At 61.3% G+C, this 14,523-nt stretch carries 12 protein-coding genes; 7 read left to right on the top strand and 5 right to left on the bottom strand.

Going from position 1 to position 14,523, the window contains the following annotated elements:
• Positions 1-46: 46 nt before the first annotated feature.
• The 4 genes from lepB to lptF form a co-directional block, all read right to left on the bottom strand.
• Complete coding sequence (lepB, locus tag J3P86_RS05100; RefSeq protein ID WP_434625875.1) at positions 47-901, bottom strand: signal peptidase I; 855 nt, start codon at positions 899-901, stop codon at positions 47-49.
• A 5-nt stretch (positions 902-906) separates the two neighbouring features.
• Positions 907-2,706, bottom strand: coding sequence for a translation elongation factor 4 (lepA, locus tag J3P86_RS05095; protein ID WP_053124835.1), 1,800 nt, complete (start codon positions 2,704-2,706; stop codon positions 907-909).
• A gap of 194 nt (positions 2,707-2,900) precedes the next feature.
• Entirely contained in the window at positions 2,901-3,962 is a 1,062-nt protein-coding gene (gene lptG, locus J3P86_RS05090) for an LPS export ABC transporter permease LptG (RefSeq protein ID WP_434699572.1), read from the bottom strand.
• Positions 3,955-5,076, bottom strand: coding sequence for an LPS export ABC transporter permease LptF (gene lptF, locus J3P86_RS05085; RefSeq protein ID WP_434625879.1), 1,122 nt, complete (start codon positions 5,074-5,076; stop codon positions 3,955-3,957). The genes lptG and lptF overlap by 8 nt, the downstream gene beginning before the upstream one ends.
• A gap of 316 nt (positions 5,077-5,392) precedes the next feature.
• Between lptF and J3P86_RS05080 the strand changes: the two genes are divergently transcribed.
• From J3P86_RS05080 to rlmF, 5 genes are all read left to right on the top strand, one after another.
• Positions 5,393-6,883 carry a leucyl aminopeptidase gene (locus tag J3P86_RS05080; RefSeq protein WP_305496564.1) on the top strand — a complete coding sequence of 497 codons (1,491 nt, stop codon included), beginning with the start codon at positions 5,393-5,395 and terminating at the stop codon, positions 6,881-6,883.
• Positions 6,884-6,941: 58 nt separating this feature from the next.
• On the top strand, positions 6,942-7,370 hold the full coding sequence (locus J3P86_RS05075; protein WP_305496566.1) for a DNA polymerase III subunit chi: 429 nt from the start codon (positions 6,942-6,944) through the stop codon (positions 7,368-7,370).
• 7 nt (positions 7,371-7,377) lie between these two features.
• Positions 7,378-7,743 (top strand): DNA polymerase III subunit chi, encoded by a 366-nt coding sequence (locus tag J3P86_RS05070; RefSeq protein WP_434625881.1) that lies wholly within the window; start codon positions 7,378-7,380, stop codon positions 7,741-7,743.
• Between the two features lie 231 nt (positions 7,744-7,974).
• Positions 7,975-10,821: a valine--tRNA ligase gene (locus J3P86_RS05065; protein ID WP_434699570.1), complete on the top strand. Its 2,847-nt coding sequence runs from the start codon at positions 7,975-7,977 to the stop codon at positions 10,819-10,821.
• Between the two features lie 271 nt (positions 10,822-11,092).
• Entirely contained in the window at positions 11,093-12,112 is a 1,020-nt protein-coding gene (gene rlmF / locus J3P86_RS05060) for a 23S rRNA (adenine(1618)-N(6))-methyltransferase RlmF (RefSeq protein ID WP_434699569.1), read from the top strand.
• A gap of 293 nt (positions 12,113-12,405) precedes the next feature.
• On the opposite strand, the gene J3P86_RS05055 is transcribed toward rlmF, so the two are convergent.
• Positions 12,406-12,687: an HU family DNA-binding protein gene (locus J3P86_RS05055; RefSeq protein WP_030139622.1), complete on the bottom strand. Its 282-nt coding sequence runs from the start codon at positions 12,685-12,687 to the stop codon at positions 12,406-12,408.
• Between the two features lie 394 nt (positions 12,688-13,081).
• Between J3P86_RS05055 and yejK the strand changes: the two genes are divergently transcribed.
• Together yejK and J3P86_RS05045 are read left to right on the top strand one after the other, a co-directional pair.
• On the top strand, positions 13,082-14,086 hold the full coding sequence (gene yejK / locus J3P86_RS05050) for a nucleoid-associated protein YejK (RefSeq protein ID WP_420765369.1): 1,005 nt from the start codon (positions 13,082-13,084) through the stop codon (positions 14,084-14,086).
• Positions 14,086-14,442: a glutaredoxin family protein gene (locus tag J3P86_RS05045; RefSeq protein ID WP_434625889.1), complete on the top strand. Its 357-nt coding sequence runs from the start codon at positions 14,086-14,088 to the stop codon at positions 14,440-14,442. Before yejK ends, J3P86_RS05045 begins: the two co-directional genes overlap by 1 nt.
• Positions 14,443-14,523 lie beyond the last annotated feature (81 nt).

The raw sequence follows: 14,523 nt of genomic DNA, 5'->3' as shown, positions 1-14,523 counted from the left end.
GCTCCAGAAATGCATTCGGCGCTGTGTTCAACAGCGCCGTGTGTGATTACTTGATCAGGCCAACCCGCGAGAAATTCGGCAGGTGACTGAGTTTGGGTTCCGGCCAGCTCATCCAGACCGCAAAGGCCTTGCCGACGATGTTGCGGTCGGGGACCATGCCCAGCATGTCCCTGGGAATGTTCGGATCATCCCAGTAGCGGCTGTCGTTGGAGTTGTCGCGGTTGTCGCCCATCATGAAATAGTGCCCGGCCGGCACGGTCCATGAATGGTCCGGCGTGGCGCGGTAGCGGCTCATTTCCTTGCGGATCAGGTGTTCCGCCTCGCCGAGTTTTTCCTTGTAGAGCTCGGCACTGCCCAGCGTGCCCGGCTCGGAGCCGATCAACTGCTCGGCCACCAGTTCGCCGTTGACGAACAGACGCTTGTCGGCGGTGTAGCGAATCCTGTCGCCCGGCAGGCCGACCACACGCTTGATGTAGTTGACGTTCGGGTCGCTCGGGAAGCGGAACACCATCACATCACCCCGTTGCGGGTCGCCGATCTCGATGACTTTCCTGTCGATCACCGGCAGCCGGATCCCGTAGGAAAACTTGTTCACCAGGATGAAGTCGCCCACGTCCAGGGTCGGCTTCATCGAGCCGGACGGGATCTGGAACGGCTCCACCAGGAACGAGCGCAGCACCAGGACGATGAACAGCACCGGGAAGAACGACTTGCCGTATTCGACCAGCAGCGGTTCCTTGTTGAGCTTTTCGATGACCACGCCATCAGGCTGGCTGACGCTGCCCTGATATGAGGCAATGGCGGCCCGACGCCGAGGCGCCAGGAACAACAGATCAAGCAACGCCAACAGGCCGCAGACGAACACGGCGATCACCAGCAACAGCGGGAAATTTAGCGACATAGGACCTAACTATCCAACCTGAGCACCGCAAGGAAGGCTTCCTGTGGAATTTCCACGTTACCGACCTGCTTCATGCGTTTTTTACCGGCCTTCTGCTTTTCCAACAGCTTGCGCTTACGGCTGACGTCGCCGCCGTAGCATTTGGCCAATACGTTCTTTCTGAGTGCCTTGACGGTTGTGCGCGCCACAATCTGCCCGCCAATGGCGGCCTGGATTGCCACGTCGAACATCTGCCGCGGAATCAGCTCCTTCATCTTCTCGGTCAACGCACGACCTTTGTAGTGCGCGTTGTCACGGTGCACGATCAATGCCAGGGCATCGACTTTTTCGCCGTTGATCAGCACATCCAGCTTCACCAGATTAGCCGATTGGTAACGATCGAAATGATAGTCCAGCGAAGCATAGCCGCGGCTGGTGGATTTCAGGCGGTCGAAGAAGTCCAGCACCACTTCGTTCATCGGCAAGTCGTAGGTCACCTGGACCTGCGTGCCGAGGAACAGCATGTCGTGTTGCACGCCGCGCTTCTCGATGCACAGGGTAATGACGTTGCCCAGGTGTTCCTGAGGCACAAGGATATTCGCCCGCACGATTGGCTCGCGCATGTCCTCGATGGCCGACAGGTCCGGCAGCTTGGACGGGTTGTCGACGTAGATGGTCTCGCCGTTCTTGAGCAGCAGCTCGAAGATTACCGTCGGCGCCGTGGTGATCAGGTCCAGGTCGTATTCGCGCTCCAGGCGCTCCTGGATGATTTCCATGTGCAGCATGCCGAGGAACCCGCAGCGGAAACCGAAGCCCAGGGCGTCGGAGCTTTCCGGGGTGTACTGCAGGGACGAGTCGTTCAGGGTCAGCTTCTGCAGTGCTTCGCGGAAATCCTCGAAGTCGTCGGAGCTGACCGGAAACAGGCCGGCATAGACCTGCGGCTGAATGCGTTTGAAGCCCGGCAGCACGTCGACGTCGGGGGTCGAGCTCAAGGTCAGGGTGTCGCCGACCGGCGCACCGTGGATGTCCTTGATACCGGCAATGATGAAGCCGACTTCGCCAGCCTTCAGGTCGACGGTGGCGGTGTGTTTCGGATTGAACACACCAACACTGTCCACCAGGTGGATCTTGCCAGTGGACTTGACCAGGATCTTGTCGCCCTTCTTCACGCGGCCATGGCGCACGCGAACCAGGGAGACCACGCCCAGGTAGTTGTCGAACCACGAGTCGATGATCAACGCCTGCAGCGGATCTTCGATATTGCCGGTCGGCGCCGGAATGGTAGTGACCAGGCGCTCGAGCACTTCATCCACGCCCAGGCCGGTCTTGGCGCTGCAAGTGACCGCGTCGGTGGCGTCGATGCCGATGATTTTCTCGATTTCTTCTTTCACGCGGTCCGGATCGGCCTGGGGCAGGTCGATCTTGTTCAATACCGGCATGACTTCCAGGCCTTGCTCGATGGCCGTGTAGCAGTTGGCGACCGACTGGGCCTCGACGCCCTGGCCGGCATCGACAACCAGCAGCGCGCCTTCACAGGCCGCCAGCGACCGGCTGACTTCATAGGTGAAGTCGACGTGGCCGGGGGTGTCGATGAAGTTGAGCTGGTAGGTGACGCCGTCGCGAGCCTTGTAATAGAGGGTAACGCTGTGGGCCTTGATGGTGATCCCGCGCTCACGCTCGAGGTCCATGGAGTCCAGGACCTGGGCTTCCATTTCACGCTCGGCCAGACCGCCGCACATCTGGATGAAGCGATCAGCCAGCGTCGACTTGCCATGGTCAATGTGGGCGATGATGGAGAAATTGCGGATATGACTCAAATCACTCACGGATCAACACTCAAAAAGGCTGCAGGCATGGCCCGCCGAAAAATAGCCGGGAATTGTACCTGATCCATCGTGCAAGCGTCACGTTCGCCTGTCGATGGCTGTCCGTGGAATGAATCAGGGGCCGCTTGTTACATCATTGTGGCGAGGGGATTTATCCCCTCGCCACAAAAGCCCCCCCGCCACAAGGGCGCCGATCAACCCGCCCGGCGCAGCAGCCAGAGCCCGGCCAGCGCGCAGATCGTGGCCGGCACCAGCACGGCGAACAGCGGCGAGAAACCGAACACCAGGCTCGATGGCCCCAGCAAGTCCTGGGCGATGCGGAAGGTGAAGCCGACCAGTACGCCGGTGAAGACGCGCTGGCCGAGGGTCACCGAGCGCAGCGGACCAAAGATGAAGGAAATCGCCATCAACACCAGGGCGGCAGTAACCAGCGGCTGCAATACCTTGACCCAAAATGCCAGCCAGTAGCGGCCATTGTTCAGGCCCTGGTCCGCCAGATAGTGGATGTAACCCCACAAACCGGTGATCGAAAGCGACTCCGGCGCCATCACGACGGTGCTGAGCAACTGCGGGCTGATCTGCACGTCCCAACGTTCCTGTGGAGCGGCGACCACCTCGGTGCGCTTGTCATGGAACAAGGTGGTGGTGACGTCGGTCAGTTGCCAGTGATCCTCGGCGAAATTGGCGCGTTTGGCGAAGCTCGACGACAACAGGTGCCGCTCGTCGTCGAAGCGATACCGGGTCACGCCGTACAGCGTGCCGTTAGGCTGGACCGAGTTGATGTGGATGAACTCGTCACCCTGGCGGTGCCACAAGCCATGCTTGGCGCTTTGGGCATCACCGCCGCCCTGGGCCAGGGAGCGATTGGCCTGGGCGGTGTTCTCGGTGGCCGGCGCGACGTACTCGCCGACCAGCAGCCCGACCAGCATCAGCACCAGCATCGGTTTCATCACCGCCCACACGATGCGGCCGATGGACACGCCGGCGGCGCGCATGATGGTCAGTTCGCTGTTGCTCGCCAGGCTCCCCAGGCCGATCAGGCAACCGATCAGCGCAGCCATCGGCAACATGTCGTACAGGCGCCTTGGCGCCGTCAGCAACACGTAGCTCGCCACGTCCAGCAATGTATAGGTATCGCTGACATCGCCCATCTCGTCGATGAACGCGAACAGGGTCGCCAGGCCAAGAATGATTCCCAGCACCGCGAGGATCGCCATGAACACGCTGCTGCCGATATAGCGGTCGAGTTTAACCACGGGCCACCTCCAGCGCGCTGCGACGACTGGCCAGCTTCAAGCGCAACGGCTCCCAATAGAGCAAGCCCAGGCCAATGACCAGGAAGATCGAATGCACCCACCACAGGCCCAGGGCCGGCGGGATCTTGCCTTTCTCCAGGGCACTGCGGGCGGAAATCAGGATGGTCAGGTAGGCCATATACAAAAGAATCGCCGGCAGCAGCTTGAGGAAACGACCCTGGCGCGGATTGACCCGCGACAGCGGGACCGCCATGAGGGTCACAATGAACACCAGCAACGGCAGCGACAGGCGCCATTGCAGTTCGGTGCGGGCGCGGATGTCATCACTGCCCAGCAGGCTGGCGGTAGGCATCGCATCGCGGTCGGTGACTTCATCGCTGACATCGGGCTTGGGCAGCAGCACACCGTAGGTGTCGTACTTGATCGCCCGGTAATCGGCCTGTCCCGGGGTGCCATCGTAGCGATAGCCGTTCTCCAGGATCAGGTAGCGGTTGCCGTCGGGGTTGATTTCCTGGCGGCCTTTCTCAGCCACCAGCACGGAAATGCCGCGGTCCTTCTTGGTGTCCGAAGAGACGTTTTTCTGGGTGATAAAGACGCCGCCGAGGTTGACCCGGTCGTCCGACAGTTGTTCGGTGTAGGTGACACGCGTCCCGTCGCGCAGGGCCTGGAAGCGCCCCGGTACCAGGGTGTCGAATTCGGTCATGGCGTCCTGCTGGTTGATCAACAGCTGGAACTGGTTGGCGCCCTGGGGCGACAGGCTCAGGCTCAGCCAGGCCACCACCAGCGCCACCAATGTGGCCGGGAACAGAGTGATGCGAAACAGACGCTGCTGACTCATGCCGGTGGCCGACAGCACGGTCATTTCACTGTCCAGGTAGAGGCGACCGTAGGCCAGCAGGATCCCGAGGAACAATCCCAGCGGCAGGATCAGTTGCAGGAAGCCCGGCAGGCGGAACCCCATGATCAGGAACAGCGAGCCCGGATCGAGGGCGCCCGAAGCCGCCTGGGCAAGGTACTTGATGAAGCGCCCGCTCATGATGATGACCAGCAGCACGGCACTGACCGCGCTCAGGGTCAGCAGGACTTCGCGGGATAGATAACGGAAGACGATCAAACCAGACACTCCACGATTGTCAGGCTAGGCGGCCAAACAAGAAACGTATCGAGCCGACGCATACTGCGAGCAGCCGAAAAAAGAGCCGCATTATCCTGTGATTGGAGGCGCCTGTCACTGCGCATGCTTTAAGCAGACGCTCCCCAGCCAAAAAAGTTAACCGCTGCGAGGGTTGTCAGCTTCGGGCGCCGGGGTTCAAACTGCGGCCTTTGTCGCCGGCAAGCTCCGGCGCTTCTTTTATATAGAAGACAGCTGTTCAGCGCGCCACTGTCGTCGCGGCGCCTGGCCTCTTGACCATTGACTCAAGGATCCGGACATGGAACTGGTTGTAAAAAGCGTCAGCCCAGAAACGTTGAAGACCGCCACGCTGGTGGTTGCCGTTGGTGAGAACCGCCAGCTCGGCGTCGTCGCCACCCAGCTCGACGCCTTGAGCGGCGGCGCCATCAGCGCTGTACTCAAGCGCGGCGACCTGGCCGGCAAGGTCGGCCAGAGCCTGCTGCTGCACAGCCTCCCCAACCTCAAGGCCGAGCGTGTGTTGCTGGTGGGCGTTGGCAAGGACGCTGAACTGGGCGACCGTCCGTTCCGCAAGATCATTGCCGGCGTCTTGGGCACCCTGAAAAACCTGGGCGGTGGCGACGCCGTGCTGGCCTTGGACGAACTGGTTGTAAAAGGCCGCGACAGCTACGGCAAGAATCGCCTGCTGGCCGAGACCCTGGTGGATGGCGAATACCAGTTCGACCAGTTCAAGAGCCAGAAAGCCGAACCCCGTGCGCTGAAAAAAATCACCCTGCTGACCATCAAGGCCGCCCAGGCCGAAGTCCAGCGCGCCGTGACCCACGCCACCGCGATCGCCAACGGCATGGCCTTCACCCGCGACCTGGGCAACCTGCCGCCGAACATCTGCCACCCGACCTTCATGGGTGAACAGGCCAAGGCACTGGGCAAGGAATTCAAGGGTCTGAAGGTCGAGGTCTTCGACGAGAAGAAAATCAAGGACCTGGGCATGGGTTCGTTCTATGCCGTCGGCCAGGGCAGCGCCCAGCCGCCACGCCTGATCGTGATGCAATACAACGGCGGCAAGAAATCCGAGAAGCCGTACGCCCTGGTGGGCAAGGGCATCACTTTCGACACCGGCGGCATCAGCCTCAAGCCCGGCGCCGGCATGGATGAAATGAAATACGACATGGGCGGCGCCGCCAGCGTGTTCGGCACCCTGCGCGCCGTGCTCGAGCTGCAATTGCCGATCAACCTGGTCTGCATCCTCGCCTGCGCCGAGAACATGCCCAGCGGCACGGCTTCGCGCCCGGGCGACATCGTCACCACCATGAGCGGCCAGACCGTGGAAATCCTCAACACCGATGCCGAAGGCCGTCTGGTGCTGTGCGACGCCCTCACCTATTCCGAACGCTTCAAGCCGCAAGCGGTGATCGACATCGCCACGCTGACTGGCGCCTGCGTCGTCGCCCTGGGCGCCCATACCTCGGGCCTGCTGGGCAACAATGACGAGCTGATCGGCCAACTGCTCAGCGCCGGCCAGCAGGCCGACGATCGCGCTTGGCAATTGCCGCTGTTCGATGAGTACCAGGAACAGCTGGACAGCCCGTTCGCCGACATCGCCAACATCGGTGGCCCGAAAGCCGGGACCATCACCGCAGCGTGCTTCCTGTCGCGCTTCACCAAGAACCTGAACTGGGCCCACCTGGACATCGCCGGCACGGCCTGGACCAGCGGCGGCAAGGACAAGGGCGCCACCGGCCGTCCGGTACCCCTGCTGACCCAGTACCTGCTGGACCGCGCCAAGGCCTGACACCGATGATCGCCGGTGCGTCGCCCTCGGGTGACGCCTCGGCGATTCAAGGAACGCAATGACCAAAGTCGACTTCTACATCCTGCCCAGCGCCGATCCCTCGGCGCGACTGGATTTCGCCTGCAAGCTCACCGAGAAAGCCTGGCGCATGGGCCATCGCATCTATCTGCATTGCAGCGATGCCGCTCAGCGCGAAGACCTGGACGCGCGCCTGTGGGCGTTCAAGGGCGAGAGTTTCGTGCCCCACGGTCCGGCCGAAAGCGAACCCGAAGGGCTGATCGTGCTGGGGCTGGGGGAAGACTGCGGTCAGCATCAGGACCTGCTGGTCAATCTCGACCTGAAAGTGCCGGCGTTTGCCCAGCGTTTCGCCCGCGTGGCGGAAGTCGTGGTCGAAGACCCGGCCATCCGCCAAGCCGCGCGGGAGAGTTTCCGTTTCTACCGCGAACAGGGCTATGCTCTGCAAGACCACCGTTTACAGCGACTCTGAGCCTACGATGGACACTCCAAAACCGCCGCAAAAACCTGCTCACCTGCTGGATGACCTCGAGTCGATCCGCCAACTGCTCGGTGACGATACCTTGCAGCCACCGCTGTTGACCGACACGGTGGAACACGAAGCCGTGCATGACGAGCAGATTCCGCTGCTGTTCGAACCGATCAACGGCCAGCCCGAACCCAAGCCAGCCCCCAATGCCGAACCAAAAGGCCCCGACGCCCTGTTGCATCTGGACCAGGAATTGCGCGCCGCCGCCCAACTGATCCTGCAAGACGTGATCGACGATTTCGCCCCGCACATCGAAACCGAGATCAAGCGCCGGTTGGATGCGCGTATGGAGCGGTTGTTGAGCCAGTACGAATAGATAACAGACCTACTGATCTTCCTCTGTGGGAGCGAGCTTGCTCGCGATGGGGCCGGCACATCCAATATAAGTGCAGGCTGAACCACCGCCATCGCGAGCAAGCTCGCTCCCACAGGGTTCACTGCCCCTATATATACCCGACGTGCCGCTCCCAGCCTGTGGCTTGCACTCGCCCCGCCCGCTATACTTCCCGGCTTTTCCTGAATAAATGCCAATAGGGTCCCGCCGCGCATGGATAAGACCTACCAGCCGCACGCCATTGAAACTTCCTGGTACAACACCTGGGAGTCCGAGAATTATTTCGCTCCGCAAGGCGCGGGCGATTCCTACACCATCATGATCCCGCCGCCGAACGTCACCGGCAGCCTGCACATGGGCCACGGTTTCAACAACGCGATCATGGACGCCCTGATCCGTTTCCGTCGCATGCAAGGCCGCAACACCTTGTGGCAGCCGGGCACCGACCACGCCGGTATCGCCACGCAAATGCTGGTGGAACGTCGCCTCGAAGCCCAGGGCCAGAATCGCCATGACCTGGGTCGCGAGAAATTCCTCGAGAAAGTCTGGGAATGGAAAGACGAATCCGGCGGCAACATCAGCCGTCAGATCCGTCGCCTCGGCTCGTCCGTGGACTGGAGCCGCGAGCGCTTCACCATGGACGACGGCCTGTCCGAAGCGGTCAAGGAAGCCTTCGTGCGCCTGCATGAAGACGGGCTGATCTATCGCGGCAAGCGCCTGGTCAACTGGGACACCAAGTTGCACACGGCGATTTCCGACCTCGAAGTGGAGAACCACGACGAGAAAGGTTTCCTGTGGAACCTGAAGTACCCGCTGGCCGACGGCGCCAAGACCGCCGAAGGCAAGGATTACCTGATTGTCGCCACCACGCGTCCGGAAACCATGCTGGGCGACTCAGCCGTAGCGGTGAACCCGAACGACGAGCGCTACCAGGCGCTGATCGGCCAGTTCGTCGAGCTGCCGCTGGTTGGCCGTCGTATCCCGATCATCGGCGACGACTACTGCGACCCCGAATTCGGCACCGGCTGCGTGAAAATCACCCCGGCTCACGATTTCAACGACTATGAAGTCGGCAAGCGCCACAACCTGCCGCTGCTGAACATCTTCGACAAGAACGCCAATGTCTTGCCGGCCGCCCAGGCATTCAACCTCGACGGCACCCTGAACGAAAGCGTCGACGGCCAGATCCCGGCCGAATACGCCGGCCTGGATCGCTTCGAAGCGCGCAAGCAGATCGTTGCTGCGTTCGAGGCCGCCGGCCTGCTGGTCAGCGTCGACGACCATGCCCTGAAAGTCCCGAAAGGCGATCGCTCTGGCACCATCATCGAGCCGTGGCTGACCGACCAGTGGTACGTGTCGACCAAGCCGCTGGCCGAGCCGGCGATTGCCGCCGTGGAAGACGGCCGCATCCAGTTCGTGCCCAAGCAATACGAAAACATGTACTTCTCGTGGATGCGCGACATCCAGGATTGGTGCATCAGCCGCCAGCTGTGGTGGGGCCACCGCATCCCGGCCTGGTACGACGAGTCGGGCAAGGTCTACGTCGGTCGCGATGAAGCCGAAGTCCGCGCCAAGCACAACCTTGGCCCGGACGTAGCGCTGGCGCAGGACAACGACGTTCTCGACACCTGGTTCAGTTCGGGCCTGTGGACGTTCTCGACCCTGGGCTGGCCGCAACAGACCGAGTTCCTGAAGAAATTCCACTCCACCGACGTGCTCGTCACCGGCTTCGACATCATTTTCTTCTGGGTCGCCCGGATGATCATGCTGACCATGCACTTGGTGAAGAACGAGGACGGCACGCCGCAAGTGCCGTTCAAGACTGTCTACGTCCATGGCCTGGTGCGCGACGGCCAGGGCCAGAAGATGTCCAAGTCCAAGGGCAACGTCCTCGACCCGCTGGACATCATCGACGGCATTGACCTGGAAACCCTGGTGCAGAAACGCACCTCGGGCCTGATGCAGCCGAAACTGGCGAAGAAGATCGAGAAGGCCACCCGCGAAGAATTTGCCGAGGGCATCGCCAGCTACGGCACCGACGCTCTGCGGTTTACCTTCTGCTCGCTGGCATCCACCGGTCGCGACATCAAGTTCGACATGGGCCGCGTCGAAGGCTATCGCAACTTCTGCAACAAGATCTGGAACGCCGCGCGCTACGTGCTGGACAAGGGCGAAGACTGCGGCCAGAACGGCGAAACCTACGAGCTGAGCCTGGCTGACCGCTGGATCATTTCGCAACTGCAACGCACCGAAGCCGAAGTGACCCGCCAGCTCGACCAGTTTCGTTTCGACCTGGCCGCACAAGCGCTGTATGAGTTCATCTGGAACCAGTATTGCGACTGGTACCTGGAACTGTCCAAGCCGGTACTGTGGGACGAAAACGCACCGGTCGAGCGCCAGCGCGGCACCCGTCGCACCCTGGTTCGCGTATTGGAAGTGGCCCTGCGCCTGGCGCATCCGTTCATGCCGTTCATCACCGAGGAAATCTGGCAGCGCGTCGCACCGCTGGCCGGTGCCCAGGGCAAGACGATCATGCTGCAACCGTGGCCGGTGGCCAACGAAAGCCGCATCGATCCGGCAGCCGAAGACGACATCGAGTGGCTGAAGACCTTCATGCTCGGCCTGCGCAACATCCGCGCCGAAATGAACATCGGCCCAGGCAAACCGCTGACCCTGTTCCTGAAAAACGCCAACGCCGAAGACCTGCGCCGTCTCAACGAGAACGAAGCGCTGCTCAAGAAGCTGGCGAAACTGGAATCGGTGACGGTACTGGCTGTGGGCGAAGAAGCACCGCTGTCGGCCACCGCCCTGGTTGGCGAGATGGAAGTGCTGGTGCCAATGGCCGGCCTGATCGACAAGGCCGCCGAACTGGCGCGCCTGGACAAGGAGATCCTGCGTCTGAAGGGCGAAGTCCAGCGCGTCGGCGGCAAGCTGTCGAACGCCGGCTTCGTCGACAAGGCACCGGCCGAAGTCATCGAGAAGGAGCGGGCCAAACTGGCCGAGGCCGAACAGGCCCTGGGCAAGCTGGCCGAGCAGCACGCGCGGATTGCCAGCCTGTAACGGTGGTTCGTGATTGAAAAGGGAGGCCCAGGTGGCCTCCTTTTTTTCTGCCTGTCCTTTCCCAAAGCAAGCGCCTCCCCCTGTGGGAGCGAGCCTGCTCGCGATGACGGTGGCAAAATTCAACATCCATGCAAGCTGATCCACCGCTTTCGCGAGCAGGCTCGCTCCCACACAGGTTCCCCCCGCTCATTTGAATAGCGCAGTCATCAAGACCGCGCCGAATGTGGGACAATGCCCGCCACTTTTTGAGCCAGCCCTGAATCGACCCGCCATGACCGCTCCTCGCCCTCCCCGCCCTCCCCGCCAGAAGCCCAAGCCCGTCGCCGAGACCAAAGCGCCGCGGGAGAAGGCCAGCCTGCATCCGCGCAATCGCCATCAGGGCCACTATGACTTCCCGGCGCTGATCAAGAGCACACCGGAACTGGCGAAGTTCGTGATCATCAATCCCTACGGCAAGGAAAGCATCGACTTTGCCAGCCCCGAGGCGGTGCGAGTGTTCAACCGGGCGCTGCTCAAGTCCTTTTATGGCATCGCCTATTGGGACATTCCGGCTGACTACCTGTGCCCTCCCGTGCCGGGGCGCGCCGACTACGTGCATTTTCTCGCCGACCTGCTCGCCAGCCACAATGAAGGCGAAATTCCTCGCGGCGCGGCGGTCAAGGTGCTGGACGTTGGCACCGGCGCCAACTGCGTTTATCCGCTGATCGGCTACAGCGATTACCGCTGGCACTTCCTGGGCTCGGAAATCGACCCGACGGCAATCGCGTCGGCCAAGGCCATCGTCCAGTCCAACGGCCTGAACAAAGCCATCCAGCTGCGCCAGCAACCCAACCGCAAGCACATCCTGTCAGGGCTTCTGGAAAGTACCGAACGGTTCGACCTGACGATGTGCAACCCGCCGTTCCACGCCTCCCTGGAGGAAGCCACCAAGGGCAGCCAGCGAAAATGGCGGGCACTGGGCAAGGCGGATCCGAAGCGCAAGTTGCCGGTCTTGAATTTCGGCGGCCAGGCGGCGGAGCTGTGGTGCGAGGGTGGCGAGGCGCGCTTCGTCACGCAGTTGATCAGTGAGAGCGCCCAGATCGCCGGGCAAGTGCTGTGGTTCAGCACGCTGGTATCGAAGGCCTCGAACCTGCCGGCGATTCAAGCCGCGCTGAAAAAGGCCGGAACGCTGCACAGCCAGGTGGTGGAAATGTCCCAGGGGCAGAAGCAGAGTCGGTTCGTGGCTTGGACCTTCCAGGACCAGGCGCAGCAACAAGCCTGGCGCCAGGCGCGCTGGGCTCGCAAGGACTGAACCTCCCTCAACACAGCCTGATGCGGTTCACTTAAGGTATCGGCATTCCCGTGGCGAGGGAGCTTGCTCCCGCTGGGCTGCGTAGCGGCCCCAAAACCTGCCGAATACGCAGCATCAAACACACCGTACCCGCCGGAATACGACTGCTTCGCAGCCGAGCGGGAGCAAGCTCCCTCGCCACAGGCACGTCGTTTTTCTTGAGTGATCAGCATTACTCACCACTGGCCACTTTTTCAAGGCAACAAAAAACCGTGCCCGGATCGCTCCGCGGCACGGTTTTTCATAAAACGATCTTACTTGTTGACCGCGTCGGTCAGGCCTTTGGCCACAACCAGCTTGATCACTTTCTTGGCCGGGATTTCGATGGCTGCGCCAGTCGAAGGGTTGCGACCGGTACGGGCAGGACGCTCGGTGACTTTCAGCTTGCCAACACCTGGCAAGGTCAGTTCGCCGCCGTTTTCCAGCTGATCGGCAACCACTTGGCCCAGTTGGTCCAGCAGCGCACGCACGGTAGCTTTTGGTGCGTCTACAGATTCAGCCAAATCAGCGATCAGTTGGTCTTTAGTAAGAGCCATGTAGTGTTCCTTCCCTATCAAATTCATATGGATTGCAGAGTGCAGTGTCAGCCATCGAGCCGATCTATCTGATCAGCCGCCCTCGGTCATCACCACGACGGATCGGGGTAATAGATGCCGAAATCCGGGTTTGGTTCGACCTGACAAATGCTGAATGCACGCTTAACGCAGTGACTTCGCGTAAGACCGGGCAAAACTAGCACAACGCCTGTGAAATATCCGCCTCTACCTACCCATTTGGTCAGCTTTATTGCGCTAAATTGGTAAAAAAATGCTCACCGGGTGTCAGACCGGTCTGAAAGGGCCTTCACCACGTTCCAAAACCAGTGATTGCGGTACACTGGGCCCTTTTTCGGGGAGCGCGCCCTCCCCTCTTTCATCAGCCGAGAAATCCATGCCGATCCGTCATTGCATCGTCCACCTGATCGACAAAAAACCCGACGGCACGCCCGCTGTGCTCCATGCCCGCGACTCCGAACTGGCGGAGTCCACGGCCATCGAGAACATGCTCGCCGACCTCAACGAGAGCTACAACGCCAAGCAAGGCAAGGCCTGGGGCTTCTTCCATGCCGAATCCGGGGCGCATCCGTTCAGTGGCTGGTTGAAGGAATACCTCGACGGCGGCAAGGACTTCACTGCGTTCAGTCGCGTGGCGGTGGAACACCTGCAAAAGCTGATGGAAGAATCCAACCTGTCGGTTGGCGGCCACGTGCTGTTCGCTCATTACCAGCAAGGCATGACCGACTACCTGGCGATCGCCCTGCTGCACCACAGCGAAGGCGTGGCCGTGACTGACGAGCTGGACGTGACCCCGTCGCGCCACCTGGACCTGGGCCAGTTGCACCTGGCGGCGCGGATCAACGTGTCGGAATGGCAGAACAACAAACAGTCCAGACAGTACATCTCGTTCATCAAGGGCAAGAACGGCAAGAAGGTTTCGGAGTACTTTCGCGACTTCATCGGTTGCCAGGAAGGCGTCGACGGCCCCGGCGAAACCCGCACCCTGCTCAAGGCTTTCAGCGACTTCGTCGAAAGCGAAGACCTGCCCGAAGACGACGCCCGGGAGAAAACCAAGACCCTGGTGGACTACGCCAGCAGCCAGGCCAAGCTCGGCGAGCCGATGGGCCTGGAAGAGCTCTCGGAGCTGATCGACGAAGAGCGCCCGAAAGCGTTCTACGACCACATCCGCAACAAGGACTACGGCCTGTCGCCGGAAATTCCGGCGGATAAACGCACCCTCAATCAGTTCCGCCGCTTCACCGGCCGCGCCGAAGGCTTGTCCATCAGCTTCGAAGCGCATCTGCTGGGCTCGAAGATCGAATACGACGAAGAGGCCGGCACGCTGATCATCAAGGGTTTACCGACCTCGCTGACCGATCAGCTCAAGCGGCGTAACTGATGCTCACCGGGGTACTGAAGAAGTGCCTGCTGGTTCTGCTGGTGGTGGTCGCGTACCAGAACTGGGGCAAAATCGAGCGGGTGCTCAATCCGTCGCAAATGGTTTCGAAACAGGTTCGCAGCAACGCCCGCGTCGTGCTGTACGCCACCGACTGGTGCGGATACTGCAAGGCAACCCGACGATTCCTGGACGAGAAAGGCGTGCCGTTTCGCGAGTTCGATATTGAAAAGGACGCCGAAGCGCGCAAGACCTACGAGGCGCTGGGCGGCCGGGGGATTCCGATCCTGGATGTGAACGGCACGTTGATTCGTGGGTATGAGCCGGAGAATATTCTCAAGGCATTAGCCGCGATATAAATCCACCGGGCCAGCAGTGATGTCGGCCCCGCCCCCCTTTCGCGAGCAGGCTCGCTCCCACAGTGATTGCGGCAAACACAA

Source organism: Pseudomonas sp. D1-1, from assembly GCF_051132225.1.
Classification (GTDB): domain Bacteria; phylum Pseudomonadota; class Gammaproteobacteria; order Pseudomonadales; family Pseudomonadaceae; genus Aquipseudomonas.
Note: the sequence above shows the minus strand (reverse complement) of the source record. Positions and strands in the feature narration are given on the sequence as shown.